Genomic DNA, 25569 nt, shown 5'->3' with positions numbered 1-25569 from the left:
TAGATCGTGTTAATTTTTAAGGAATGTGCAATGGCAAATGATTATTTCTTCACCTCAGAGTCAGTCTCTGAAGGTCACCCCGATAAAGTAGCAGACCAAATTTCTGATTCGATCCTTGATGCCATTATGGCTCAAGATCCAACTGCACGTGTTGCAGCAGAAACTTTATGCAACACCGGTTTGGTGGTTCTCGCAGGTGAAATTACTACGAATGCAAACGTTGACTACATTCAAGTAGCACGCAATACCTTGCGTGAAATTGGTTACGACAACACTGCCTACGGTATTGACTACAAAGGTTGTGCAGTATTGGTTGCTTACGATAAGCAAAGTCCAGATATCGCTCAAGGTGTTGATAAGGCTCATGATGATGGTTTGGATCAAGGGGCTGGTGACCAAGGCTTGATGTTTGGTTACGCTTGTGATGAAACTGCAGAGCTCATGCCTTTGCCAATTCATTTGTCACATCGCTTGGTAGAGCGTCAATCACAATTGCGTCGCGATGGTCGTCTCAATTGGTTGCGTCCGGACGCAAAGTCACAAGTGACATTGCGTTATGTTGATGGCAAGCCTGATTCCATCGATACCGTTGTCCTCTCCACTCAGCATGATGAAGATATTTCTCTTGAAAAATTGCGCGAAGCAGTAATCGAAGAAATCATCAAGCCAGTATTGCCTAAGCATTTGATCAAAGGGGCAATTAACTTCTTGGTAAATCCAACAGGTCGTTTCGTGATTGGTGGCCCACAAGGCGATTGCGGTTTAACTGGTCGCAAAATTATTGTGGATACCTATGGTGGCGCAGCGCCTCATGGTGGCGGTGCATTCTCAGGTAAAGACCCGTCTAAGGTTGACCGTTCTGCTGCTTACGCCGGTCGTTATGTCGCGAAGAATATCGTGGCTGCTGGTTTAGCAAGCAAGTGCTTGATTCAGATCTCCTATGCGATTGGTGTTGCTAAGCCAACTTCAGTCATGGTCAGCACCTTCGGTACTGGCAAGATTTCTGATGAGAAGATCGCTCAATTGGTATCTGAGCACTTTGATCTCCGTCCAAAAGGAATCGTGAAGATGCTTAACCTCTTGCGCCCAATCTATCGTAAGACTGCTGCTTATGGCCACTTTGGTCGTGAAGAGCCAGAATTTACCTGGGAGCAAACAGACAAAGCAGCAGCCTTACGTGCAGCAGCAGGTCTGTAAGCGGTAAAAAAGCAGTTTTAGTAGTATTGAGACGAAATATGGCGTAATTGTTTACAATTACGCCATACTTTCAAGGAGCGTTGCAAGGAATGCTGAAATCCGGCACTTCCCCAGGCTTGAAGGGAGTGAACTCTCTGGATATCTGCGGAGTTTGCTGAATGCAACCGCGCTCGCTAACCCATGATTCAATGGCTAGCGAGTATCTACTCCAGCATTGGATCGTATTTAGCTGGAGCAAGAATGAATACCGTTTCTGATTTAAATAATTTTGTAGCAACCCGTTGTGCTATTGCTGATATTTCTTTGGCTGACTTTGGCCGCAAAGAAATTGCTATTGCTGAAACTGAGATGCCCGGCTTGATTGCCATTCGTGATGAGTTTGCTGCACAGCAGCCATTACGTGGTGCACGCATTACTGGTTCATTGCATATGACCATTCAAACTGCAGTATTGATTGAGACTCTTGAGGCGCTCGGCGCTGAAGTACAGTGGGCTTCATGTAATATTTTTTCAACACAGGACCATGCCGCTGCTGCAATTGCTGCCAATGGCACCCCAGTTTTTGCGATCAAAGGCGAAACCCTTGAGCAATATTGGGACTTTACGCACCGCATTTTTGAGTGGGCTGATGGCGGTTACACCAATATGATTTTGGATGACGGTGGCGACGCTACTTTGTTATTACACCTTGGTGCGCGCGCTGAAAAAGATCAAGCATGCTTGAATCATCCAACGAGCGAAGAGGAAACTATCTTATTCGGCGCCATTAAGAAAAAATTGGCACAAGATCCAACCTGGTACTCAACGCGTTTGGAAAAAGTAAAAGGCGTTACCGAAGAAACTACTACTGGCGTACATCGCCTGTATCAAATGTTTGCTAAAGGCGAATTGAAGTTTCCTGCAATCAACGTTAATGATTCTGTAACCAAAAGCAAATTCGATAACCTCTATGGATGTCGTGAATCCCTGGTAGATGCGATCAAGCGCGCTACAGATGTCATGATCGCAGGTAAGGTTGCAGTTGTTTGCGGTTACGGTGACGTAGGTAAGGGTTCAGCTCAAGCATTGCGTGCTTTGTCTGCTCAAGTTTGGGTGACTGAAGTAGACCCAATTTGTGCATTGCAAGCGGCGATGGAAGGCTATCGTGTTGTGACTATGGATTACGCTGCTGATAAAGCAGACATCTTTGTTTCAGCAACTGGTAACTACCATGTAATCACGCATGACCATATGGTGAAGATGAAAGATCAAGCCATCGTTTGTAACATTGGCCACTTTGATAATGAGATCGATGTTGCTGGTATCGAGAAATACAAGTGGGAAGAAATCAAGCCACAAGTAGATCACGTGATTTTCCCAGCCGCCAATGGTCAGCCTGAAAAGCGCATCATTATTTTGGCTAAGGGCCGTTTGGTGAATTTGGGTTGCGGCACAGGGCACCCTTCTTATGTAATGAGTTCCTCATTTGCCAATCAAGTAATCGCACAAATCGAATTATGGAATGCAGTTGGTACCAATAAATACCCAATCGGCGTTTACACATTGCCTAAGCATTTGGACGAGAAAGTTGCGCGTTTGCAGCTCAAGAAGCTCAATGCCCAGTTGACTGAATTAACTGATCAACAAGCTGCTTACATTGGTGTAACGAAAGAAGGCCCATATAAGGCTGACCACTATCGTTATTAATCCAATTTTTTAAAAGATAACTAGGCACAAAATTATGAAATTAAGCGTCGAATTCTTCCCTCCAAAAACACCTGAGGGCGAGAGTAAGCTTCATCTCGTGCTCGAGCGTTTTACCCAAACACTCAAGCCAGCGTTTTATTCCGTAACTTTTGGTGCCGGTGGATCTACTCAGTCTGGCACCTTAAAAGTGGTGAGTGATATTCATGCTGCTGGCGCAGCCGTTGCTCCCCACTTATCTTGTGTTGGCAGCTCGCGTGAAAGTGTGCGTGAGATGCTCAAGCAATATCAAGCCTTAGGTGTTAAGCGCATTGTTGCGCTTCGTGGCGACTTACCTTCTGGCATGGGTCAGTATGGTGAATTTCATCATGCCAATGAGTTAGTGGAATTTATTCGCGCTGAAACTGGCGATTGGTTTCATATTGATGTTGCTGCCTATCCAGAAACGCATCCGCAAGCAAAGTCACCTGCGAGCGATGTTGATTTCTTTGTGCAGAAAATGAAAGCAGGCGCTAATTCTGCTGTAACTCAGTATTTCTATAACAGCGATGCATATTTCCGGTTTGTTGATGAAGCATACGATCTGGGGGTTACCCAGCCGATTATTGCTGGCATCATGCCAATTACAAACAGTACACAGTTATTGCGTTTTTCTGATGCTTGTGGCGCCGAGATTCCACGTTGGATACGTTTACGCCTGCAGTCCTATGGCGATGATGTTGCCTCTATTCGTGCATTTGGCGAAGAAGTAGTAACGGATTTGTGTGATCAGTTATTAACTGCCGGTTCGCCAGGTCTGCACTTTTATTCCCTCAATCAGGCTGATGCAGTTTTAACAATCGCTGATAATTTAGACCTTGGGAAGTAAGTTCAGTTTGTCCTAGCGTAGCAACTCTGACTCGGTGAGCAGCATATCTAGCGGCTCATCATGTGTCTGGGCTGACCATTGAGCATCATCTAACTTTTGCCAATCAAAACCAACCCCAATGCAGACAAGCTTGGGGTTTTTCTTTCTCAGCTCAGCTAATGTGCGGTCAAAGTAGCCGCCTCCATAACCCAGTCGCCAGTAGCGAGTTTTTCCATCGACAACTGAGCTAGACCATCCGACACAGGGAATCAATATACAGTCGGGATTGATGGGTGGTCTGGCAGCATTGTTTGGATCAGGCTCTGGGACGCCATGCTTGCTGGGCAGCAATTTGTCCCCTTGGCGCCATTGATAAAAATTGAGGTGTTTATCGGGGCGGGCAAAAGGCAATGTGAGGCTTCGGTCGGGATTATTCTTAGCCCAGCTCAGTAGAGTGGAGCGTAAATCAATTTCGTCCTGAATCGGCCAATAGAGCGCAAGAGACTCCCAATAGTCACCTTGATCGGCTAGCAACTGATTTAAGTGCTCGATGAGGTTTGCTTGAATTTGAGCGTAATTTTGCTCAGCAGCAAATGCGCTACGCTGCTTCAGTAAATGTTGACGAAGAGATTTCGGCGAATTCTCGTGCATATCGATCATTATCTGGCGAAAATTAAAAGATATAGTAAATAAGTTAATACTCAGTAATTACGGATAAGGTTAGACAGTGAAGAAGCAGTTTTCTATTTACCAAAGGCAATTTCTTGCATGGACTACAGCGCTGATTTTGGGGCTTATATTAGCCTTGCCAAATGCATTTGCAGAAAAGTCCAAAAAGCCAGTCTTACCTAAGTCTTATGAGAGCAAAGCAGCTCCCGCTGAAATTACCGATACAGATCGAATGTTTATTGACTTGCGTGAAGCTGCCAAAAAGAATGATGTATTTCGTACGCAGCAACTTTCATCCAATTTGGCGAACTATCCATTCGATGACTATGTGGCATATTTCCGTATCAAGCCACAATTGTTTGATAGTGCAGGTGTGCCGCGCGGAGATTACAGCGCTGATTCGCAAGTGGTTGCTTTTTTAAATCAATATCAGGGCACTGCTCTGGCTGATCGTATGCGTAATGATTGGCTATTGGTTTTGGGTAAGCGAAAAGATTGGGCGCGCTTTGATGTTGAGTACGCTAAGTTTGTTTTAGATGACGATACTCAAGTGAAGTGTTATTCACTTCTATCGAAGTTATCCCAAGGTGAGAACCCAACCAAGTTGGCAATTGATTCTCGCGCAGTATTGCTAGACCCAAGTTATTTTGGCCAAGCCTGTCAGGAGTTAGTCCCTGCTTTGGTTGCAGCTGGCGGTATGATGCCGAATGAAGCAAGGGCAATTGGTCGTGCTGCCAGTGAGAAGGGCTATGACACCATGGCACGTCGTCTCGGTGGCGAAGATCCCATTGCAGATGTTGTCAAAGCCGCTAAAGCCGATCCAGCAAAAGCGTATCGTGATTTCTCCCAAAATGCATCACGCTATAGCAAAGAGAATCAAGCCGTAGCTTATGGCGTGATTGGCCAGTTTCTCGCAAAGAAATTAGATCCCAATGCTGATGATGCTTATCGCTTACAGCAAGAGCTGGGATATAACGATTTAATTTCAGTTGAATCACAAGAGTGGAAAGTTCGTGCTGGATTACGTGCTAAAGATTGGGTCTTAGTCAAGAATGCGATTGACGGTATGAATCCTGCCGTACGCAATAAAGATCCTGCTTGGACCTATTGGTATGGCCGTGCATTAAAAGCTGAAGGCCAGGACACCAAAGCTCGTGAAAGCTATGAGTTAATTGCTGATCAGTACAACTTTTATGGCCAGTTAGCTCGCGAAGAGTTAGGTAAGTCAAATCATGCTCCGGCTCGCACAAAAGTAAGTGAGCAAGAAATTGATGCCATGGCCAGTCGCAAAGGTTTTATTCGCGCGGAGCGCTTGTATGCGATGAACTTACGTTTTGAAGGTAATCGCGAGTGGAATTGGGAATTGCGCAATATGACAGACAAGCAATTGCTTGCCGCCGCTGAATATGCAAAGCGCATTAATTTGTATGACCGTGTAGTTAATACTGCTGATCGTACTAAACAAGAGCATGATTTTAGCTTGCGTTATCCCACGCCATATCGCGAGGAGCTATCTCCTATAGCCAGACAGATTGATTTGAATCTGGCTTGGGCATATGGGTTGATTCGCCAAGAGTCGCGCTTCATTATGAATGCCTCCTCTTCAGTTGGCGCATCTGGCTTAATGCAAGTGATGCCAAATACCGCCAAGTATGTTGCTAAAAGGATTGGTATGACTAATTACACTAATGACAAGTTGAGTGATACCAATACCAACCTTACTTTAGGCAGTAATTATCTGAATATGGTTTTGATTGATTTGGATGGTTCCTGGGTATTGGCCTCTGCAGCTTATAACGCAGGCCCTTCGCGCTCGAAGGTTTGGCGTGAAAAATTAACCGGCCCAACAGAGGGTGCTATTTTTGCTGAAACTATTCCATTTAATGAGACGCGTACTTACGTGAAAAACGTTTTGTCGAATGCAAACTATTATTCATCAGTAATGAATGGCCAGTACCAATCTTTAAAGCAGCGCTTGGGTGTGATTACTCCAAAGGCGGCAACCCAATCAGAGTTACCGTAACTCTAGTCCTTATAAGAGAAGATTTTCTATGAAATATGACATCTTGCTAATTGGTGGTAATGGATTTGTAGGGCGCGTAATTGCGGCCCAATTGCAGTTGGCTGGATATTCCGTATTAATTCCTTCGAGCCATCCCGCTGCGGGGCGTGAGTTGCGCATGCTACCTAAAGTCTATGTAGAGGAAGCTGATGTTCATGAGTTTGATGATTTGCAAAATCTCTGTGCTCGTATCCAGCCTCATGGCGCTGTCATTAATTTAGTCGGTGTGTTGCATGACAAACCAGCAACACCGTATGGCAGAGTCTTCAAAGCCGCTCACGTTGATTTGCCAAAAAATATCATTACAGCAATGCAGTTACATGGCCTCAAACGCTATTTACACATGAGCGCTCTAGGGGCTGACTCCCAAGGCCCGTCGATGTATCAGCGTAGCAAAGGTGATGGCGAAGCTGCAGTAAAAGCAAGTAATTTGGATTGGACTATTTTTAGGCCATCTGTGATTTTTGGGGCCCAAGATCAGTTTATTAATTTATTTAGCAAGCTAACAAAGTTATTCCCGGTAATGCCTTTAGCATATTGCCAGGCTCAGTTCCAGCCAGTGAGTGTGGATGATGTGGCTACTGCGTTTGTGAAATCTTTGGCTATGCCAAAAACTATTCATCAGTCCTATGATTTGGTTGGGCCGACTGTCTACACCATGAAGGAGATCGTAGAGTTTGCTGCATGCAAAGCCAATACTTCTTGCGCCATTATTCCATTACCTGCAATAGTCGGATATGTGCAAGCGCTCGCATTTGAATTTTTGCCAGGACCCACTTTAATGTCGCGCGATAACATTGCTTCAATGAGATTGCCAAACATCTTGCCGGCCAATGGTAAGGATGCATTAACGAAAGTGTTCCAAATCAATCGCCGCAGCCTAGAGGGTATGCAGTAATGAAGATTTATGCCGTTGGCGGCGCCATTCGAGATACCTTGATAGGTTTGCCTGTCCACGACATTGATTATGTGGTGGTGGGATCAAGCGTTGATGAAATGATAGCTAAGGGTTTTCGTCCAGTCGGCAAAGACTTCCCTGTATTTTTGCATCCACAAACTCAAGCTGAATATGCATTAGCGCGTACTGAGCGTAAAACAGGTCAAGGCTATAAAGGCTTTCATTTTTATGCCGATCCTACCGTTACTCTTAAGCAGGATTTACAGCGTCGAGATTTAACAATTAATGCCATGGCTCAAGAGGTGGGTGAAGATGGAAAGTGGTTCGGCCCCATTTTGGACCCCTATAACGGCCAAGAAGATTTAGCAGCAAAAGTATTTCGGCATGTATCTGATGCATTTGCTGATGATCCATTGCGTTTATTGCGCATTGCTCGCTTTGCTGCACGCTTTCCGCAATTTAGTGTTGCAACAGAAACTATGGCAGCTTTACAAGCCATTGTGAAGGCTGGTGAACTTCAGGTACTCTCTGCAGAGCGTATTTGGCAAGAGCTAGCTAGAGGATTGGTCGCAAGCAAGCCTATGCATATGTTCCAAGTATTGCTCGATAGTGATGCTGCTAAAACGATTCTTCCCGCTTCTTTAGTTAATCAGTTGACTGATGAGGTGTTTAGAGAGTCTTTAATTGCTCACTATGATTTGGTAGACAATAGTCTTGAAGAGCGCTGCGCACTAACTTTGATGCATTTATCAGCTAGTGAAATTCGGTCATGGGCAGATTGTGTGCGTATGCCAATAGAGGTGCGTGACTTCAGTGAAATTTTCAGTGAACTAGTTGCCCTTGTGAATCAGAGCAATGCCAACTATCAAGCGCTTGATATCTTAGCTTGGTTTAATCGAGCCGATGTTTGGCGTAAAACTGATCGCGCTCAAGCATTGCTTATGCTTGCACAAAAGCTGGGCTTACCAGTTGCTCCACTCATTAGAGCGATGCGTAACGCGCTAGCCATTAATACAGCTGAGATTATTGCTGGCATGGCTGTGGGAGATCGCTCGAATGGCGAGCGAATTGGAAGTGCGTTTGAAGCGGCGCGCTTGGCTGCCATTGCTACTGCATTACTGCAATAAATCTATAAGCGATTTCTACCGCGCAACCCAGGCAAGTCCTCTAGCGAGCAAGTGGGCACTAGTTGATCTAAGTTCTTTGAAAAAGCAAAGGCTTTGAATAACTCACCCATCTCTGCTTCTGATAACAATTTCTGAAGAGAATTAGAAATAGGTAAAAAAGTTTCTGGATTGCTAGGGTCGCCTATTTCAAGAGCGATATCACCGATACCAGCATCTAATAAGTAGGATGCTTGATTGGTGAGATAAACATCATCAACATTGTCTGTAAGAGCACTGCGTGCAATTTGTGACCAATCTACGTGAGTGGTGAGATCGCAAAGGCCTGGTAAATAAAAAGGATCTTGAATAGCGTGATGACGGTGATGTGCCATCAATGTACCTTCTAGTCTTTGTGGGTGGTAATACTCTCTCTCTGGGAATCCATAGTCAAAGGTGAGAAAGAAGCCACTGTGTAGATGTAGGGAAAGCTGGTGCATCCAGGCATTCGCAGGGGTATGTAATTCGGTGATATATCCTTCTGAAAAGTCGCCACTTAGGAGGCTCTCAGGCAAGAGCTCTTGTTTAACTGGGGAGCCTACTTTCCAAATAAATTGATTGTCTTCAAAAGAGACGCCGCGCCAATACCAAAATCCATTTTGATAAATGATGGCATCACAAGGGATGGCATCAATAACTTCATTTGCCAGAATGACGCCCTTGAAATCTTTTGGCAATTGAGACAGCCATTGAGTTTGAGTTTTGCTTTCTAACTCAGAGATAGTTTTATTAATACTCTCTTGTTGGTGTTCTGCTAAATCTGGTGAGATCTCCACAATGTCGTAGTGATCTAAGGGGAACTCCAAATCCTGCAATCTACTCAAAATGGATGTTGCTAATTTGCCGGTGCCAGCGCCGAATTCCAGGATACGAGTGGGAAGCCCCTTTGACTGAAGACCTTCAAGAACAGGAATGAGGGTGGAGCAAATCGCAGCCCCAAATAGGGGGGTAAGTTCTGGGGCGGTTGTGAAATCACCTCCAGACCCTAATTTATGGGCTCCAGCACTGTAATAACCCATGCCAGGCTCATAGAGCGCCATCTCCATATACCTGGAAAAAGGTATCCAGCCGCCCTGAGATGCGATTTGGGAGGCTATTTTAGCTTTCAGAAGCGCGCTATGCTCCGTTTCTAGGCTGGTCAAGGTAATATCCATAGCTCACTAGTCTAAGAGAATTTAATTGAACCCGAGTTCAAACAATCCATCCCTGCAAGAAAAAGCCGTTTTAGTTACCGGAGCTGCTAAGCGCCTAGGTCGGGACATGGCTTTGCAGTTTGCCCGTCAGGGGTGGAATGTGGCTATTCATTATGGGCGATCAGAAGAGGCCGCCTTAGAAACGCTGGCTCAAATACAGGCGCTTGGAGTCCGCTCCCAAGCTTTTCGGGCTAATTTAGCTGATGAGGAAGCGGTCCAGGAATTATTTTCTGCTGTCACTAAAGAATTTAATTTGGAATGCTTGGTCAACAGCGCTTCTATTTTTGAGTACGACCGTGCAAGCTCTCAAGACCCTTTGATCGCAACAAATTTGCAAAAGCATATGCAGGTCAATTTAACTGCGCCTATGTTGTTGTCGCAACTCATGTTTACGTATCTGAAAAATAAACGTAATGTCACCGCTAAAGATGGTTTGGAGATTGTTCCTTCAGTGATTCAGTTATTAGATCAAAAGCTGATTAATCCTAATCCCGATTATTTGTCTTACACCTTATCTAAAGCCGCATTAGCCAGTTCAGTTGAATTGTTAGCAATGGATTTTGCTCCCTATCTGCGAGTAGTTGGTTTAGCTCCTGGTATTTCATTACCGTCAGGCGATCAAACCAATGATGGTTTTAGCAAAGCTCATCAAATGACTCCACTAGGCAAATCTTCGACACCAGATGATATTGCTAAAGCAGCAGTATTCTTAGCAGAGTCTAGCGCAATTACTGGGACCACTTTATATGTAGATGGTGGTCAACATCTTCTGCCTTCATCACGTGATGTGATGTTTAAAACCAATTAAGTATCGAAAAAGTAATTATTTATGCATGCTATTTTGTCTCATCCCGCATTAGTTGATTGTCGCCGTTTATTTTTGCGTGACTATGAAATCTATATCAATATTGGTGTTCACGATTTTGAAAAAAGAGCAGAACAGCGCGTTATCTTGAATGTGGATTTGCACATCCCTCTGGAGATGAATACGCCCACTCATGATCAGCTTGATGAAGTAGTCGACTATGACTTCATGCGTGAGACGATTAAGGAGCTTGCGTCTAAGGGCCATATTCAGTTGCAAGAAACATTTTGTGATGACATCGTTACTGCTATGCTGTTACATCCTAAGGTTCTTGCGGCTCGTGTGAGCACAGCCAAGCCTGATGTTTATCCTGACTGTCATTCGGTGGGGGTTGAGGTATTTCGGATGAAGCAGTCTTAATTTAGTACTCTTGAAGATTTCAAAGAACAATTGTTATGGGTGATATTCGCAAAATTGTCTTCGAAGAAAACAAGTTAGAGAAAAAACTCTGTCGCTTGGTGGGTCAGGCTATTGGTGACTTTGGCATGATTGAAGATGGCGACAAGGTGATGGTATGCGTATCGGGTGGCAAAGATAGTTATGCCATGCTCGATATCTTGATGAAGTTGCGTGAGCGCGCCCCAATCAATTTTCAAATTGTGGCAGTGAACCTCGATCAAAAGCAGCCAAACTTTCCTGCTGAAATTTTGCCCAATTATCTAAAGAGCTTAGATGTTCCTTTTCATATTGAAGAGCAAGATACCTACAGTATTGTGAAGCGGGTTATCCCGGAAGGTAAGACAACTTGTGGCCTATGTTCACGCTTGCGTCGTGGCATTTTGTATCGCGTAGCAGATGAGTTGGGCGCTACCAAAATTGCACTTGGACATCACCGTGATGACATTTTGGAAACCTTGATGCTCAATATGTTTTACGCTGGTAAGTTAAAAGGCATGCCGCCCAAGTTACGTTCTGATGATGGCAAGCATATCGTAATTCGCCCCTTGGCTTATGTGCCAGAAAAATTACTTGAGCGTTATGCCGGCGATATGAATTTCCCGATCATTCCATGTGACTTATGTGGCAGCCAGCCCAACCTGCAGCGGCAGGTGATGAAGGAAATGTTGTGCGATTGGGAGAAAAAGCACCCAGGACGCGTGGAGAATCTCTTTCGCTCAATGCACCACATTGTGCCTTCCCACTTGATGGATTCAGAGGCTTTTGATTTCAAAAATCTCGAAATTTCGACTGAGCTCACCAGAATCGCTGCTAGATCCGCTGGGGATAAGGCAATCGATGAGAATGAACTGGATGAATTGGCCTGCGGAACTCTCATTCAGGGGGCTTATAATTCCTCTTCATGAATATTGTCATATTGGCGGCTGGCCAAGGGAAGCGGATGAAATCTGCTCTGCCCAAAGTTCTACAAACTTTGGCAGGAAAGCCTCTCTTACAGCACGTCCTAAATACCGCTTTATCGCTACAAGGTAAATCCCCTAAAACTGGTCCAGTGGTTGTAGTTGGACATGGTGCTGCTGACGTAAAAGAATTCTTAGCTTCTGCTGCCAAAGAAGATGCTCGTTTTACTAACGTCATCACTGCTCTTCAGGCAGAACAAAAGGGCACGGGCCATGCATTACTGCAAGCGCTACCCAAATTAGATACTCAAGTGCCCACATTAGTTTTATATGGCGACGTTCCCTTAACAACTCAAAAAACATTGTCCAAGTTGGCTAAATTAGCTGATGGTGTTCGTGGTCAAGATTCTGCTCTGGCTCTGCTGACACAGAACCTCAGTAATCCGACGGGGTATGGTCGTATTGTGCGTGGCAAAGATGGCTCAGTCGAAGCGATTGTTGAGGAAAAAGATGCTTCACCAGCGCAAAAAGTGATTCAGGAAATTAACACCGGCATCATGGTGTTGCCAACTGGCTCACTCAAAAAATGGCTTAAGTCATTAAGTGCAAGCAATGCACAAGGTGAATACTATTTAACTGATGTGATTGCGATGGCAGTCAAAGATGGTGTGCCAATTCGTACTACTCAGGCTGATGCCGAGTATGAAACGATTGGCGTGAATAGTCGTGATCAATTAGCCGGCCTTGAACGTGTACATCAACTCAATATTGCCAATCAATTAATGGATAACGGCGTTTCACTGGCCGATCCTGCTCGTATTGATGTGCGCGGCACTTTAGAGTGCGGAACTGATGTCTTTATTGATGTGGGTTGCGTGTTTGAAGGTTGCGTGACTTTGGCGGCAGGAGCAAAGGTTGGTCCATATTGCATTATTCGTAATAGCGTAGTGGGTAAAAATGTTGTGATTCATGCTTATAGTCATTTGGATGGTGCAAAGGTAGGCAATCAATCCATCATTGGTCCATATGCAAGGTTACGTCCAGGCGCAGACCTATCGAATGACGTTCACATCGGCAACTTTGTCGAAGTGAAAAATAGCAAGATCGCTGCGAGTAGCAAAGCCAATCATTTGGCCTATGTCGGTGACTCTATTGTTGGCTCACGAGTGAACATTGGGGCGGGAACTATTACCTGCAACTACGATGGCGCGAATAAACATCAAACTATCATTGAGGATGATGTTTTCATTGGCTCAGACACGCAGCTAGTGGCTCCTGTGCGTGTTGGGCGCGGAGCTACATTGGGGGCTGGCACTACGCTTACAAAAGATGCGCCAGCAAATCAATTGACTATCTCAAGAGCAAAGCAAATTTCTTTGCAATGGCAAAGGCCAGTTAAAAAAGAAAAGGCAGTCGCTAAAAAAGTGATGCCTAAAAAGTCCGCTTCCAAAAAATTACTAATCAAGAAAACCTTGGCAAAACAAGTAGGGAAGAAAACCACAAGGGGTAAAAAATAATGTGCGGCATTGTTGGTGCGGCTTCTCATAAAAATATCGTTGATGTTCTAGTTGAGGGTTTGCGGCGTCTGGAATATCGAGGTTATGACTCTTGTGGTTTTGCGGTGATCAATGGAGATGATGCACAACATCCCATCGAGAGAGCGCGTACGACAGCACGAGTGTCTGAGCTAGCAGAGCAAGGGAAAGATTTTTATGGCACCTTAGGGATCGCTCATACCCGTTGGGCTACTCACGGTAAACCAGACACGCAGAATGCCCATCCCCATATTTCAAATGGATTAATTGCAGTTGTCCATAATGGAATTATTGAAAACTATGAGTCGCTTCGTGCAGAATTACAGGCGGCTGATTACGTTTTTACTTCTGAGACTGATACGGAAGTTATTGCGCACTTGATTCATCAGCAATATGTGGCTAGCGGTCAAAAAGATATTGCAGAATCAGTCAGAGTGGTATTACCGCGTCTATTTGGTGCATATGCTATTGGCGTGATTGCGCAAAATCAGCCCAATATTTTGGTGGGCGCCAGAGCCGGATCTCCGCTAGTAGTGGCACTTGGCGATAAGGAAAATTTCTTAGCGTCTGATGCTTTAGCTCTAGCAGGTCGCGCTCATTCCATGATGTATTTGGATGAAGGCGATGTAGCAATATTGACGGCTGATGGTATTGAGATCGTTGATCAGTCTGGTAAATCAGTAGAGCGTGACTGTAAGCCTATGCCCGCTCAAGCTGATTCGGTGGATCTTGGACCTTATCAGCATTACATGCAAAAAGAGATTTTTGAGCAACCTAGCGCCATTGGGAATACGCTCACCAATATTGCAGCTTTTGGCCCTGAATTATTTGGTGCCAATGAACAAGAGTGGAATGCTTTTGATCAAATCTTAATTCTGGCTTGTGGCACTAGCTATTATTCTGCTTGTGTCGCGAAATATTGGCTAGAAGCGATTGCCGGCATACCAACTCAGGTTGAGATTGCGAGTGAATACCGCTATCGAATCACCGTCCCTAATCCAAAGATATTGATTGTGGTGGTCTCACAGTCCGGTGAGACTGCTGATACTTTGGCAGCCTTGCGTCACGCTAAGTCCTTGGGGCATTCACATACTTTGGCAATTTGCAATGTGGCTAGTAGCGCTATGGTTCGTGAAACCGATTGGCATTTCTTAACCAAGGCCGGAGCTGAAATTGGTGTTGCTTCAACTAAAGCTTTTACTACGCAACTTCTTGCACTGTATTTATTGGCAGTTTCTCTGGCCAAACGCGCAGGAAAAATTTCTCCAGAGCAAGAGAAGAAATTATTGCGTGAATTACGCCATTTACCTAAAGCCTTGCATTCTGTATTGGCTTTAGAGCCACAGATTATTGCTTGGAGCGACGCTTTTGCTAAATGCGAGAATGCGCTTTTCTTGGGCCGTGGGCTGCACTACCCAATTGCACTTGAGGGCGCCCTCAAGTTAAAAGAGATTTCGTACATTCATGCAGAAGCCTATCCAGCGGGCGAGTTAAAGCATGGGCCATTAGCCCTGGTAACTGACAAGATGCCAGTGATCACTGTTGCTCCAAATGATGCTCTACTAGAAAAGCTCAAGTCGAACATGCAAGAAGTTAAGGCACGCGGTGGCAAGTTATATGTTTTTGCTGATCACGATACCGAGATTGTTAGTAGTGAAGGCATTAATGTCATCCGTTTACCAGAGCACTATGGCGATCTCTCACCTATCTTGCACGTAGTGCCACTTCAGCTATTGGCGTATCACACTGCATGTGCACGTGGCACTGACGTAGACAAGCCTAGGAATCTGGCTAAAAGCGTCACAGTGGAATAATTTTTTCTGATTTGACTTTCATTTCAAGTTGTGAACAAAATTCATGAGACAAATCATGGCTTTACAGAGCCTCCTTTGCATTTTTGTGTTCAAATATCTCCTGATAAAGAGGATATTTGTTGCAACCCATGTTTCCCCCAAAAGCGCTCTGTGTATTCCGTTTGTATTTGCTTCTGCCAATTTGCGCAGGAGTTCTTTCTGCGTGCGCTGTTGGGCCTGATTTCAAGCAACCCGAAGCGCCAAAGACCAGTTCCTTTACTGAAGGCCCTCTTTCAAAAAAATTAGTGACATCACCAGGTGTGCCTGGTGGTTCCGAGCAAGAAATTTTTGAAGGTGCTGATATTGAATCAGGATGGTGGGAGCTTTATAAATCTCCTGAGCTAGATGCCTTAATTAAAAAAGCGCTAGAACAAAATCCAAATTTAGGTGCAGCAGATGCGGCTTTGCGTGCAGCACAAGAAAATGTCAACGCACAAATAGGTGAGCAGTACTTTCCTGCAGTTGGCTTAGGTGGTGCAGCCACTAGACAACTTCAGCCATCGGCCATCTATGGCTTGCCATATGGTTCTGATACCTACAATCTCTATAACACCTCTGTAAATGTTACTTATAAGTTAGATGTATTTGGTGGCGCACGCCGTGCGGTGGAAGGCGCTAGAGCACAAGCAGAAGTTGCACAGTTCCAATTGGAGGGTGCTTATCTATCTTTGACTGCTAACGTAGTTACGAGTGCTGTGAAAGAAGCGGCCTTGCGAGCGCAGATGCAAGCCACCGAAGAAATTTTGAAGGCACAAACTAACCTGGCTGAAGTAACCGAGAAGCAGTTATTGATTGGTACGGTTTCTAAAGTAGATGTGACCTCACAAAGAACTTTGGTTTCCAATTCGCAAGTAGATTTATTTAACTATGAGAGAAACTTGGCTTTTGCGCGTAATCAATTGGCAGTTTTAGTTGGGGAGTTGCCAAGTAATGCCAATATCGCAAAGTTTGATCTAGCCAATTTGCATTTGCCCGAGAAGCTACCGCTCTCAGTACCCTCTAGCTTAGTGCGTCAACGTCCAGATGTGCGTGCTGCTGAGGCGCAACTTAAAGCTCAGAATGCTTTTGTGGGGGTGGCTACAGCCAATCTCTTACCGCAATTTAATATCACTGGATCTATCGGTTCTGCTGCGCTGACATCAGCAGCTTTATTTGGTCCTAACTCTTCTCTATGGTCAATCGGCGGCGGTATTTTGCAACCGTTGTTTCAGGGTGGACAGTTATTAGCTCAACGCCGTGGTGCCATAGCTAACTACGAGCAAGCCGCTTTTCAATATCAAGCAACAGTACTCAATGCATTTCAAGAAGTAGCTAACGCGCTGCGTGCACTAGAAACGGGTGCCCAAGCATTGAAGGCGGCATCCGATGCAGAACGATATGCCTACGAGACGCTTGATCTTGTTCAGCAACAATACAAATTAGGTACTGCAAGTTATTTAGCGGTACTGTATTACCAAAATCAGTATCAGCAAGCGAAAGTAAAGTCTGTAGCAGCACAAGCAACCCGTTTCTCTGACACAGCAGCACTATTTGCAGCATTGGGTGGTGGCTGGTGGAATCGTGAAGGCCCTGCCTTTAAACCAAAAGACATAGCGAATAAAGATCAAAATGAAACTTCTGGAAACAATTAAGAGCAAGCTTATTGCTGCCGTCCTCGCTGTGTGGGCCTGGACGAAGTTAAAGGCCGAACAATGGAAATTGCGCGATAAAGCAATTGCCCTTTGGGAAAAAGCCAAGGCATTTTACGCGCGCATGGTTGCCAAATGGCATGGCACTAAAGCCTACTCAAAACTGATGGCCATGGAGCCATTGCAACGTCGTATGACCATCATGTTGTGTGGAGTGTTTTTATTGCTTGGTCTGATTTTTGCGTTTAATCAATTCAAGACTTTTATGATTAAGCATTTCATCTCCGGCATGGGTTTACCGCCCGCCACTGTATCAACCATGGTGATTGAGACATCTGAATGGCAGCCTAAGTTATCTAGCGTTGGTAATGTGCGCGCCTTCAGAGGTGTGGACCTGAGTACTGAAATTGGTGGTCTAGTACAAACCGTTCCAATCAAATCTGGTCAAGACGTTAAAGAAGGTGAATTACTCATCAAATTAAATGATGCTTCTGACGTTGCGCAACTCAATTCTTTAAAAGCTTTAGCTGATTTGGCTAAGGTCATTAATGAGAGAGATAGGCAACAACTGGATATTCAGGCAATCAGCAAGAACGTTTTTGATACCACCAAAGCCGATGCAAAGTCTAAGCAGGCACAAGTAGAGGCTCAAATTGCATTGGTCGCCAAAAAGAATTTAAAGGCTCCGTTTAGCGGTCGAGTAGGTATTGTGTCTATTAATCCGGGTCAGTTTGTGAACCCCGGAGACAAGTTGCTGACTTTACAAACTTTGGATCCTATTCTCGTTGATTTCAATTTGCCACAGAATAATGCTGAGCAAATTGCTGTTGGTCAAGAAGTGGTGGTTACAACGGATGCTTTTAAGGACGCAAGCTTTACAGGCAAGATTACTGCGGTAAGCCCCAAAGTTGATACCAATACTCGTAATATTCAGGTTGAGGCGCAAATCGCTAATCCAGATAAGAAAATTCTTCCTGGTATGTTTGCCAACGTCAACATTAAGCTAGGTGATCAAGTGAAGTTACTCACCTTGCCACAAACTGCTGTGACTTATAACCCATACGGATCGACAGTGTTTATTGCCAAGCCAACTGGTAAGAGAGATAAGCAAGGTAATCCTGCTCTTGAAGCTCAGCAAGTATTTGTTACGACCGGTTACACCCGTGGCGATCAGGTCGCAATTCTCAAGGGGGTGAACGAGGGTGACCAGGTAGTGACAAGTGGCCAGCTCAAGTTGAAGAACGGTACCCCGCTGATGATTAACAATAAGGTGCTGCCCGCAAATTCACCTAATCCAAAGCCGCAGGAATAAATAGCTGATGAATTGGACTGACATATTCATCCGCAGACCAGTGCTCTCACTGGTGGTGAGTGCGCTCGTATTGGTCTTTGGTTTAAAGGCGATCGGCTCTTTGCCGGTAAATCAATATCCGCAGACACAAAATGCGATTGTGACGATCACCACTGCTTACTATGGCGCTGATCCAGAAACGATTGCTGGATTCATAACGCAGCCATTAGAGGCCTCTGTTGCGCAGGCCCAAGGTATTGATTATTTATCCTCTACTAGTGTCAGCGGTGTCTCCACCATTATTGTTACTTTGAAGTTGAACTATGACTCCAACGCAGCCTTAACTCAGATTCAAACGCAAATCAGCGCCGTTAAGAATCAGCTACCTCCTCAAGCACAACAATCAGTACTCACTGTTCAAGTCGGACAGTCTACCGCAGCGATGTATATGGGTTTTTATAGTGATCAGCTGCCAAACAATGCCATCACGGACTATTTGCTGCGCGTTGTAAAACCAAAACTAGACTCAGTTGAAGGTGTACAAAACGCAGAAATTATTGGCGGTCGTAAATTTGCTTTGCGTGCTTGGTTGGATCGAGAAAAGATGGCTGGCTTAGGGGTTGGCGCAGACGATGTCTATAGCGCAATGTCGGCCAATAACTATCTTTCAGCTGTGGGCAGTACCAAAGGAGACATGGTCTCAGTTGACTTGGTTGCGGGTACTGATTTGCATACGTTAGATGAGTTCCGCAAGCTTGTTGTCAAAAAAGATGGCGTCAATATTGTTTATTTAGATCAAGTTGCCAACGTTACTTTGGGTTCTGAAGATTACAATACCAATGTGGCATTTAGCGGTAAGCAGTCAGTATTTATTGGTATCAAGGTAGCGCCACAAGCAAACTTATTAGATGTTGCTCAGCGCGTAAGAGATATTGTTCCTGATATTCAGAAGCAACTGCCTATTGGTATGAACGGCAAAGTGGTTTACGACTCTACAGAATTTATTACCAGCTCGATTGACGAAGTAGTTTCTACTTTGCTTGAAGCCTTGGTTATTGTGACGGTGGTAATTTACCTCTTCTTGGGAAGCGTACGCGCTGTTGCGGTGCCAGTGATTGCAATGCCTCTATCCCTGATCGGCACCTTCTTCTTGATGCAGATTTTGGGTTACTCCATTAATTTGCTAACCCTCTTGGCCCTGGTTCTAGCTATTGGCTTGGTGGTAGACGACGCCATCATCGTGGTGGAAAACGTCGATCGACACATGAAAGAAGGCAAGTCTCCATTGGAAGCCTCTTTGATTGCTGCACGCGAGTTAGGCGGCCCTATTTTGGCAATGACCGTAGTCTTGATTGCGGTTTATATTCCGATCGGATTTCAGGGTGGCTTAACTGGCGCTTTATTTACCGAATTTGCTTTCACCCTAGCTAGTGCGGTTGCAGTCTCGGGCTTAATCGCGCTGACTCTATCGCCGATGATGTGCTCGCGTATCTTTACTGAAGAGCAAGAAGCATCATCATTTGTGCAAAAGATTGATCGAATCTTTGATAAGGTTCATCACAGCTACCAAAGTACATTACGTGATTTGTTGAGCACTTGGCAGGTCATTATTGTGATGGGCGTGATCTTGTTAGGTGGTGTTGCATACCTTTATGCAACAGCGCGTGCAGAACTTGCCCCAACTGAAGACCAAGGAATCGTCTTGATGCAGGCATCTGGTCCACCCAACAGTACTGTGAATCAAATGCAAACGTATGCCGACCAAATTTATGCGATTGCTGCTGCTGAACCCGAGTATGAGCAGGCTTTCCAGATAACGAGCCCAACCTCTAGTTTTGGCGGTATCTTGTTGAAAGACTGGAGCTCTCGAAGTCGCAATGCTACGAAGTTCCAAGAGGATATGCAGCAAAAGTGGAATACGATTGCGGGCGCTCGTGTTGCAGCGTTTCAGTTCCCGGCCCTGCCGGGTGCACAAGGCTTGCCAGTTCAAGTAGTGATCAATACTACTGAGCCTTACGATCAACTCAATGAAGTTTCTCAAGCGGTGCTGGATAAAGCTCGCCGTAGTGGAAACTTTTTTTTCGTTGATTCTGATTTGAAGATTGATAAGCCACAAGATGTATTGGTTATTGATCGTGAGAAAGTAGCGGCTTTGGGAATGACGCAACAACAAGTTGGTGCAGCTCTCTCCGCCGCATTAGGTGGCGGTTACGTCAATTATTTCTCTGTTGCGGGACGCTCCTATAAAGTGATTCCTCAAGTTAAGCAAGTTGACCGACTCAATCCAGATCAGATATTGGATTACTACATTCGCACCCCAAGTGGTGCAATGATTCAGGCGCGCACGATTGCCAGCATTAAGCAAAAGGTAGTGCCGCAATCGATTAATCACTTTCAGCAATTAAATTCCGCCACCATCTCAGGCGTGAGTACGCCATTTATTTCTCAGGCAGATTTGCTTGAGTACATGCGTCAAACCTTAAAAGAAGTCGCGCCCAATGGCTACACTATGGATTACGCGGGACCGTCGCGTCAGTTTATGGCTGAGTCAGGTGGATTCTTGGTAACCATGTTCTTTGCGATTTTGATCGTCTTTTTGGTGCTGGCTGCTCAGTTTGAAAGCTTCCGAGATCCGATTGTGATTTTGGTATCAGTACCACTTGCACTCTTTGGGGCACTCATCTTTATTAATTTAGGCTTTACTACCTTGAACGTGTATACGCAGGTGGGTCTGGTTACTCTGATGGGTCTGATTAGTAAGCACGGAATTTTGATTGTGGAATTTGCCAATGAATTACAAGAGGCTGGCCGCAGTAAACTTGATGCCATTGTTGAAGCTGCTAGTGTGCGTTTAGGACCTATTTTGATGACTACTGCAGCGATGGTCTTGGGGGTATTACCTTTGGTGATTGCTTCAGGGGCTGGTGCAGCTGGCCGTCAGTCAATGGGGATTGTGATTTTCACGGGCTTATCAATTGGTACTTTGTTTACTTTATTTGTGGTGCCTGCTATGTATCTCTTCATGGGTGCGGATCACCACCAGAAGAAATTCAAACAAGAGTAATCGCTCAACTTCGTTTATTTAACGATGTTGAGTTCCTTGTCAGCAAACTCACTAAAACAGGTGTCAGATCTCAACTGTTCTAACCAACGATCGACATTTTTGAGTACAGCGCGCGGTCCAGTCTTCTCCGCAAAGGCGTCGTTAAGTAAAACCCAACGATGCACTCCTAAAGCCACCACAATGTCGCCGATATTAAATTGATTGCCTGAGCAGTAATCTTGCGATGTCAAGATCCTATCTAGCAAACCTAGCGTTTGGTTTGTGTTTTGATAGCCTTTATAGATGGCATCGTAATCTCTATCTTTTTCAGGTGTTCTGGTTAAACCCAAAAAAGCAGTTCGTAATGGAGGCCAAAGAGTAGCTAGTTGCCAGTCCATCATTTTTTCGGAGCCGTACTGAGCTTCTACACCTTTTGGAAAGCGACCGTTTTTGTCGTATTGGGATGCCAAATAGCGCAGGATGGTGTTCGATTCCCAAAGCACTAGATCGCCATCTTCTAAGAGGGGCACAAGGCCGTTAGGGTTCATTTTGAGAAAATCAGGTGTGTTGTTTTTTCCAAAATGAAGCCCTGCATCGATGCGCTCAAAGTCCTTGCCCTCTTGAAGTCCGAGCTCGGCCAAGCACCACAATACCTTTTGAACATTAATGGAAGTTTTGCGACCCCATAAACGCAGCATGATTTTTCCTTACGAGTTTTTAGTTGGGCTGAGCTTCGCCCAAATCAAGGCCTATGAATTTGCTACGTGCAAATATCAGAGGTGCTTTTTCTGGATGATTTTTTAAGTTGATGACTTTAGCCACAATAATGTTGTGATCGCCGCCTGCATGAACAGAGATGGTCTCGCACTCATAGTAAGCAACGCAATGATTAATTTGCGTTAAGCCACTTGTAGCTAGTTGGTGACTAATATTGACGAATTGATTTTGCTTAACAGTAGCAAAGTGCATCGCCAAGTCTTCTTGAGAGCGCTCTAAAACATGAATCAGATGTTTTTTGCCAACCTCAACCCATGGCATCAGGCGAGATTGTTTCTTTAGGCTCCACAAAATCAGCGGTGGTTCAAGAGAAACAGTATTAAATGAGCTAATGGTGATGCCATGAGGATTTTGTTCCTCATCAATGCAAGTTATGACAGTGACCCCTGTTGCAAAAGAGGCAAATCCCTTACGCAGTTCTTGCGAAGTAAATGGGGCCATTGCTTGCTTACTTTGCTGCTGGTGTTGTAGTTGGGTCGATTGAAGTGCCAGGAATTGGGGTTAACACTTCATTTTCTTCAGCTTTTACGCATTTGAAGCGATATTCCGAACCAGCTTTAGATAGGAAGCTGGCACCTTCGTAGAAATCATTCTTACAAGTCTTGGTGGCAAAGTTCATGACATCTTGAGGTGCTGCACTTGAGCGAATTAAGCGCATATTGCCCATAGACATATTTACTTCAGTGGAATAGCAGCCAACGAGCAATGAGCCAGAAACTGCGGTTAATAGTAGAATTTTTTTCATGGAAACCTCCATAATCAACAATGCTCGTTAGGATAAACCTATTAGGCAATTGTTGCGGGGAAAATACCCCCACCCAGAAGAAAGAGGAAGAGACATGTTTAAAGCAATCTTGATCAATAAAGATGACCAGGGCTATCACGCGAAACTGGCCCAATCCGATGAGGCAAGCCTTCCAGAGGGCGATGTAAGGGTAAAGGTGCTGTATTCCACCCTCAATTACAAGGACGGGTTGGCTATCACTGGCAAAGGACCGGTAGTACGGAGCTTCCCGATGGTTCCCGGGATTGATTTCGCTGGAGAGGTAATTGAGAGTTCTAGCCCAGACTTTAAGGCTGGCGACATGGTTTTATTAAACGGCTGGGGGGTCGGTGAGGGTCACTGGGGTGGATTGGCTCAGCAAGCTCGTGTGAAGGCGGATTGGCTGATTCCTTTGCCTAAAGGACTCAGCGCCAAACAAGCCCTTGCCATAGGAACTGCTGGTTATACCGCCATGCTCTGCGTTATGGCTTTACAAAAGCATGGTCTCAAACCAAGTGATGGCGAAGTATTGGTAACTGGTGCTGCAGGCGGAGTTGGTAGTTTTGCTATTACCTTGCTCAGTCAATTGGGTTTTACGGTGGTAGCGAGCACTGGGCGAATGGCTGAGGCCGATTACCTCAAGAAACTGGGTGCCACAGAAGTGATTGATCGTTCTACTTTATCTGCGCCTGGAAAGCCCTTGGCTAAAGAGCGTTGGGCCGCGGTGTTAGACAGCGTTGGGAGTCACACGCTTGCAAACGCTTGCGCACAAATCAAGAGCAATGGCGCGGTAGCGGCTTGTGGTCTTGCACAAGGGATGGACTTCCCATCTACTGTTGCGCCATTTATTTTGCGCGGGGTGACTTTGTATGGAGTTAACAGTGTTACTGTGCCACGTGAAAAGCGTATTGCTGCTTATGAGCAATTAACCAAATTGGTTGACTTAAAAACCTTAGATGAGATCTCTCAAGAAATAACTTTAGAAGAATCTTTGAAATACGCGCAAGAATTAATGGCAGGTAACGTCCGCGGACGTTTGATTGTGGACGTTAATAAATAGCCGGAGCAACCGAGTGTAAAACTGAGCTTACGATGATTGGGGGGTTTGTGGTTTGCGAGTTTTGAGCAGTTTCCAAATCTCAACCTTCTCATAATTAGTAAGTTCAGACCAGCAAGCGATTTCATCTAGCGTGCGATAGCACCCTCGACAATAACCATTTTCAGGGTTGATGTCGCATCAGTTAATGCAAGGTGATGGAACTATAGCCAAAGTAAACTTAGTTGCAATAAAAAAATATAAACCTAGATCATGAGCACTCAAAAATTCTACGCTGGTGAAAGCGCTATTCATTATCCCTTAGGTGACTCGCTTCCGTCTGCAGGAAGTAGCATTGAAGTGGCTCCAGGAGTTCGCTGGCTCAGAATGCGCCAACCATTTGCTCTAGACCAATCTTTGGCTCCTGCGTGATGAGATTGATGGGGTTTCTGGTTGGACTATTGTGGATTGCGGTATTGCGAATGAAGACACCAAAGCCTCTTGGGAGCAAGTGTTTGCAAGTCAGCTGCAGGGCCTGCCAGTATTGCGTGTGATTGTGACCCACATGCATTCGGATCACATAGGTTTGACTCAGTGGCTTTGTGAAAAATGGAATGTGCCACTTTGGATTTCGATGACAGATTATTTAACCGCTCAGTGGCTCAGTTGCAAAGAGGGTGGCATTGCCGTTGGTGCCCGTGCCGGTAGTGGAGGTTCTGCAGATCACTTTCAAAGACATGGCTTAACCGCACCAGAGGATCTAGAAAAAATACGGGCGCGCTCAAATTACTACAGCAATATGGTGCCAGGAGTGCCACGGCAGTATCGACGTATTCTGGATGGTGAAAACATTTTGATTGGTGCAAACACTTGGACAGTCATCATGGGCTTTGGCCATGCGCCTGAGCATGCCTCCTTGTATTGTAAGAATCTAGGCGTTTTAATTTCGGGAGATATGCTGTTGCCTCGCATCTCTACCAATGTCAGTGTCTATGATGCTGATCCGGATGCAGACCCTTTAGGTTTGTATTTGCAATCACTTGAAAAATATTTACCTTTACCTGATGGCACTCTGGTCTTGCCTTCGCATGGCAAACCTTTTACTGGGATGAAGCCGCGAATTGCCCAGCTCAATGCGCACCATGAGGAGCGCTTGGCAGAAGCGCTTGGCGCATGTAAAGAACCAGCAACTGCGCGTGAAATAGTGCCGGTTCTATTTAAGCGAGAATTAGATATTCACCAACTGACTTTTGCCATGGGCGAAGCTATTGCCCATCTGAATTACCTACTTCGTCGAGGAAAGTTGGATCGCCGACTTTGCGAGGACGGCGTTTTGCGGTTTTCCGTGGCGTCGCTTTGACGCTGCTGGATTTGGTTTCCGATTTTTCCTGAGGTGCAGTAGCGGCTGCGTTCGCTGCTGATACGGCGTCGCCGAAAGATTTGAGCGCCATCATCGTAGCGTGCTGTACCTCAAGACCCTGAATAGTTGATTTGAGGATATTGAGATTGAGATTTAGCCAATTCTCAACGCTTTTTAGGTCTTTAATGCGTTTTTCTAATTCTTCTATATCCATGCCAGGGAAAGCTGAGCTAAAGCCCCCAGCGGCCTTAGAAGCGTCTGTAGTGAAGGGAAATTGTCCTGCTTGAGCCGCCGCTCCTTGGCCCCACATTGTTTTGAACATCTCAAGGCTTTGATTGAATTCTGGAATGGTTCCAAACATAGAAGGCTCCGCGTAAAAGTGGCTATTTCCAATAGAATAAGGGATTC

The 25569-nt window shown here is 45.2% G+C and carries 22 protein-coding genes, 1 pseudogene and 1 riboswitch; of the genes and pseudogenes, 16 read left to right on the top strand and 7 right to left on the bottom strand.

Translation table 11 applies throughout. The annotated features are described in order from the left end of the window. Window positions 1–30: 30 nt before the first annotated feature. The 3 genes from metK (at window position 31) to metF (ending at window position 3748) form a co-directional block, all read left to right on the top strand. Complete coding sequence (gene metK / locus DXE33_RS07490) at window positions 31–1197, top strand: methionine adenosyltransferase (RefSeq protein WP_114639335.1); 1167 nt, start codon at window positions 31–33, stop codon at window positions 1195–1197. A gap of 66 nt (window positions 1198–1263) precedes the next feature. Further along, a riboswitch (S-adenosyl-L-homocysteine riboswitch) is annotated at window positions 1264–1376 on the top strand. Between the two features lie 61 nt (window positions 1377–1437). Further along, window positions 1438–2883 carry an adenosylhomocysteinase gene (ahcY, locus tag DXE33_RS07485; protein WP_114639334.1) on the top strand — a complete coding sequence of 482 codons (1446 nt, stop codon included), beginning with the start codon at window positions 1438–1440 and terminating at the stop codon, window positions 2881–2883. A 34-nt stretch (window positions 2884–2917) separates the two neighbouring features. Then, window positions 2918–3748, top strand: coding sequence for a methylenetetrahydrofolate reductase [NAD(P)H] (metF, locus tag DXE33_RS07480; RefSeq protein ID WP_114639333.1), 831 nt, complete (start codon window positions 2918–2920; stop codon window positions 3746–3748). A 12-nt stretch (window positions 3749–3760) separates the two neighbouring features. On the opposite strand, the gene DXE33_RS07475 is transcribed toward metF, so the two are convergent. After that, window positions 3761–4378, bottom strand: coding sequence for a 5-formyltetrahydrofolate cyclo-ligase (locus DXE33_RS07475; RefSeq protein ID WP_231970433.1), 618 nt, complete (start codon window positions 4376–4378; stop codon window positions 3761–3763). Between the two features lie 76 nt (window positions 4379–4454). On the opposite strand from DXE33_RS07475, the gene DXE33_RS07470 reads away from it, so the two are divergent. The 3 genes from DXE33_RS07470 to DXE33_RS07460 are packed head-to-tail and all read left to right on the top strand — an operon-like array spanning window position 4455 to window position 8483. Continuing rightward, window positions 4455–6419 (top strand): lytic transglycosylase domain-containing protein, encoded by a 1965-nt coding sequence (locus tag DXE33_RS07470; RefSeq protein WP_231970432.1) that lies wholly within the window; start codon window positions 4455–4457, stop codon window positions 6417–6419. Window positions 6420–6447: 28 nt separating this feature from the next. Then, window positions 6448–7356, top strand: coding sequence for a complex I NDUFA9 subunit family protein (locus tag DXE33_RS07465; protein ID WP_114639331.1), 909 nt, complete (start codon window positions 6448–6450; stop codon window positions 7354–7356). Further along, window positions 7356–8483, top strand: coding sequence for a polynucleotide adenylyltransferase (locus tag DXE33_RS07460; protein WP_114639330.1), 1128 nt, complete (start codon window positions 7356–7358; stop codon window positions 8481–8483). Before DXE33_RS07465 ends, DXE33_RS07460 begins: the two co-directional genes overlap by 1 nt. Window positions 8484–8485: 2 nt before the next feature. Here the strand turns inward: DXE33_RS07460 and DXE33_RS07455 are convergent, their stop codons facing one another. Next, window positions 8486–9673, bottom strand: coding sequence for a class I SAM-dependent methyltransferase (locus DXE33_RS07455; protein WP_114639329.1), 1188 nt, complete (start codon window positions 9671–9673; stop codon window positions 8486–8488). A gap of 25 nt (window positions 9674–9698) precedes the next feature. Here DXE33_RS07455 and DXE33_RS07450 point away from each other — a divergent pair, with 25 nt between their 5' ends. From DXE33_RS07450 to DXE33_RS07415, 8 genes are all read left to right on the top strand, one after another. Then, a complete protein-coding gene (locus DXE33_RS07450) occupies window positions 9699–10520 on the top strand; it encodes an SDR family oxidoreductase (RefSeq protein WP_114639328.1) in 822 nt (273 codons plus the stop codon). A 21-nt stretch (window positions 10521–10541) separates the two neighbouring features. Beyond that, window positions 10542–10937 (top strand): dihydroneopterin aldolase, encoded by a 396-nt coding sequence (locus DXE33_RS07445; protein WP_114639327.1) that lies wholly within the window; start codon window positions 10542–10544, stop codon window positions 10935–10937. A gap of 35 nt (window positions 10938–10972) precedes the next feature. Continuing rightward, complete coding sequence (gene ttcA, locus DXE33_RS07440; protein WP_114639326.1) at window positions 10973–11881, top strand: tRNA 2-thiocytidine(32) synthetase TtcA; 909 nt, start codon at window positions 10973–10975, stop codon at window positions 11879–11881. Continuing rightward, a complete protein-coding gene (gene glmU / locus DXE33_RS07435) occupies window positions 11878–13392 on the top strand; it encodes a bifunctional UDP-N-acetylglucosamine diphosphorylase/glucosamine-1-phosphate N-acetyltransferase GlmU (RefSeq protein ID WP_114639325.1) in 1515 nt (504 codons plus the stop codon). The genes ttcA and glmU overlap by 4 nt, the downstream gene beginning before the upstream one ends. After that, complete coding sequence (gene glmS, locus DXE33_RS07430; protein WP_114639324.1) at window positions 13392–15224, top strand: glutamine--fructose-6-phosphate transaminase (isomerizing); 1833 nt, start codon at window positions 13392–13394, stop codon at window positions 15222–15224. Before glmU ends, glmS begins: the two co-directional genes overlap by 1 nt. A 128-nt stretch (window positions 15225–15352) precedes the next feature. After that, on the top strand, window positions 15353–16894 hold the full coding sequence (locus DXE33_RS07425) for an efflux transporter outer membrane subunit (RefSeq protein WP_114639323.1): 1542 nt from the start codon (window positions 15353–15355) through the stop codon (window positions 16892–16894). Window positions 16895–17063: 169 nt separating this feature from the next. Beyond that, window positions 17064–18203 carry an efflux RND transporter periplasmic adaptor subunit gene (locus DXE33_RS07420; RefSeq protein WP_231970495.1) on the top strand — a complete coding sequence of 380 codons (1140 nt, stop codon included), beginning with the start codon at window positions 17064–17066 and terminating at the stop codon, window positions 18201–18203. 7 nt (window positions 18204–18210) lie between these two features. Continuing rightward, entirely contained in the window at window positions 18211–21246 is a 3036-nt protein-coding gene (locus DXE33_RS07415; protein WP_114639322.1) for an efflux RND transporter permease subunit, read from the top strand. Between the two features lie 14 nt (window positions 21247–21260). Here the strand turns inward: DXE33_RS07415 and DXE33_RS07410 are convergent, their stop codons facing one another. The 3 genes from DXE33_RS07410 to DXE33_RS07400 are packed head-to-tail and all read right to left on the bottom strand — an operon-like array spanning window position 21261 to window position 22747. Continuing rightward, complete coding sequence (locus DXE33_RS07410) at window positions 21261–21923, bottom strand: glutathione S-transferase family protein (protein ID WP_114639321.1); 663 nt, start codon at window positions 21921–21923, stop codon at window positions 21261–21263. Between the two features lie 19 nt (window positions 21924–21942). Then, window positions 21943–22443: a flavin reductase family protein gene (locus DXE33_RS07405; RefSeq protein ID WP_114639320.1), complete on the bottom strand. Its 501-nt coding sequence runs from the start codon at window positions 22441–22443 to the stop codon at window positions 21943–21945. A gap of 7 nt (window positions 22444–22450) precedes the next feature. Continuing rightward, window positions 22451–22747, bottom strand: coding sequence for a hypothetical protein (locus tag DXE33_RS07400; RefSeq protein ID WP_114639319.1), 297 nt, complete (start codon window positions 22745–22747; stop codon window positions 22451–22453). Window positions 22748–22841: 94 nt separating this feature from the next. On the opposite strand from DXE33_RS07400, the gene acuI reads away from it, so the two are divergent. Next, complete coding sequence (acuI, locus tag DXE33_RS07395) at window positions 22842–23825, top strand: acrylyl-CoA reductase (NADPH) (protein WP_114639318.1); 984 nt, start codon at window positions 22842–22844, stop codon at window positions 23823–23825. Window positions 23826–23852: 27 nt separating this feature from the next. Here acuI and DXE33_RS10480 read toward each other — a convergent pair whose 3' ends face one another. Then, a complete protein-coding gene (locus DXE33_RS10480; protein WP_269460043.1) occupies window positions 23853–23996 on the bottom strand; it encodes a DUF1289 domain-containing protein in 144 nt (47 codons plus the stop codon). 78 nt (window positions 23997–24074) lie between these two features. On the opposite strand from DXE33_RS10480, the pseudogene DXE33_RS07385 reads away from it, so the two are divergent. Then, window positions 24075–25161 (top strand): annotated as a pseudogene (locus tag DXE33_RS07385) (MBL fold metallo-hydrolase). Here DXE33_RS07385 and DXE33_RS07380 read toward each other — a convergent pair. Continuing rightward, window positions 25067–25522: a PhaM family polyhydroxyalkanoate granule multifunctional regulatory protein gene (locus DXE33_RS07380; protein WP_114639317.1), complete on the bottom strand. Its 456-nt coding sequence runs from the start codon at window positions 25520–25522 to the stop codon at window positions 25067–25069. The pseudogene DXE33_RS07385 and the gene DXE33_RS07380 sit on opposite strands and share 95 nt — an antisense overlap. Between the last annotated feature and the right edge of the window lie 47 nt (window positions 25523–25569).

The sequence above is a fragment of the Polynucleobacter necessarius genome (genome assembly GCF_900096765.1).
In the GTDB taxonomy this organism is placed as follows: domain Bacteria; phylum Pseudomonadota; class Gammaproteobacteria; order Burkholderiales; family Burkholderiaceae; genus Polynucleobacter; species Polynucleobacter necessarius_F.
The sequence above is the reverse complement of the archived record's forward strand: the minus strand, read 5'-3'. Positions and strand labels throughout refer to the sequence as shown.

What these genes read in the sequence shown, in the direction of transcription:
- DXE33_RS07400 (WP_114639319.1), bottom strand. Translation starts at nt 22,747, where the DNA reads ATGAAAAAAATTCTACTATTAACCGCAGTTTCTGGCTCATTGCTCGTT.
- DXE33_RS07410 (WP_114639321.1), bottom strand. Translation starts at nt 21,923, where the DNA reads ATGCTGCGTTTATGGGGTCGCAAAACTTCCATTAATGTTCAAAAGGTA.
- DXE33_RS07475 (WP_231970433.1), bottom strand. Translation starts at nt 4,378, where the DNA reads ATGCACGAGAATTCGCCGAAATCTCTTCGTCAACATTTACTGAAGCAG.
- DXE33_RS07460 (WP_114639330.1), top strand. Translation starts at nt 7,356, where the DNA reads ATGAAGATTTATGCCGTTGGCGGCGCCATTCGAGATACCTTGATAGGT.
- ahcY (WP_114639334.1), top strand. Translation starts at nt 1,438, where the DNA reads ATGAATACCGTTTCTGATTTAAATAATTTTGTAGCAACCCGTTGTGCT.
- acuI (WP_114639318.1), top strand. Translation starts at nt 22,842, where the DNA reads ATGTTTAAAGCAATCTTGATCAATAAAGATGACCAGGGCTATCACGCG.
- metF (WP_114639333.1), top strand. Translation starts at nt 2,918, where the DNA reads ATGAAATTAAGCGTCGAATTCTTCCCTCCAAAAACACCTGAGGGCGAG.
- DXE33_RS07425 (WP_114639323.1), top strand. Translation starts at nt 15,353, where the DNA reads ATGTTTCCCCCAAAAGCGCTCTGTGTATTCCGTTTGTATTTGCTTCTG.
- glmS (WP_114639324.1), top strand. Translation starts at nt 13,392, where the DNA reads ATGTGCGGCATTGTTGGTGCGGCTTCTCATAAAAATATCGTTGATGTT.
- metK (WP_114639335.1), top strand. Translation starts at nt 31, where the DNA reads ATGGCAAATGATTATTTCTTCACCTCAGAGTCAGTCTCTGAAGGTCAC.
- DXE33_RS07405 (WP_114639320.1), bottom strand. Translation starts at nt 22,443, where the DNA reads ATGGCCCCATTTACTTCGCAAGAACTGCGTAAGGGATTTGCCTCTTTT.
- DXE33_RS07445 (WP_114639327.1), top strand. Translation starts at nt 10,542, where the DNA reads ATGCATGCTATTTTGTCTCATCCCGCATTAGTTGATTGTCGCCGTTTA.
- glmU (WP_114639325.1), top strand. Translation starts at nt 11,878, where the DNA reads ATGAATATTGTCATATTGGCGGCTGGCCAAGGGAAGCGGATGAAATCT.
- DXE33_RS07380 (WP_114639317.1), bottom strand. Translation starts at nt 25,522, where the DNA reads ATGTTTGGAACCATTCCAGAATTCAATCAAAGCCTTGAGATGTTCAAA.
- DXE33_RS07420 (WP_231970495.1), top strand. Translation starts at nt 17,064, where the DNA reads ATGGAGCCATTGCAACGTCGTATGACCATCATGTTGTGTGGAGTGTTT.
- ttcA (WP_114639326.1), top strand. Translation starts at nt 10,973, where the DNA reads ATGGGTGATATTCGCAAAATTGTCTTCGAAGAAAACAAGTTAGAGAAA.
- DXE33_RS07455 (WP_114639329.1), bottom strand. Translation starts at nt 9,673, where the DNA reads ATGGATATTACCTTGACCAGCCTAGAAACGGAGCATAGCGCGCTTCTG.
- DXE33_RS07415 (WP_114639322.1), top strand. Translation starts at nt 18,211, where the DNA reads ATGAATTGGACTGACATATTCATCCGCAGACCAGTGCTCTCACTGGTG.
- DXE33_RS07465 (WP_114639331.1), top strand. Translation starts at nt 6,448, where the DNA reads ATGAAATATGACATCTTGCTAATTGGTGGTAATGGATTTGTAGGGCGC.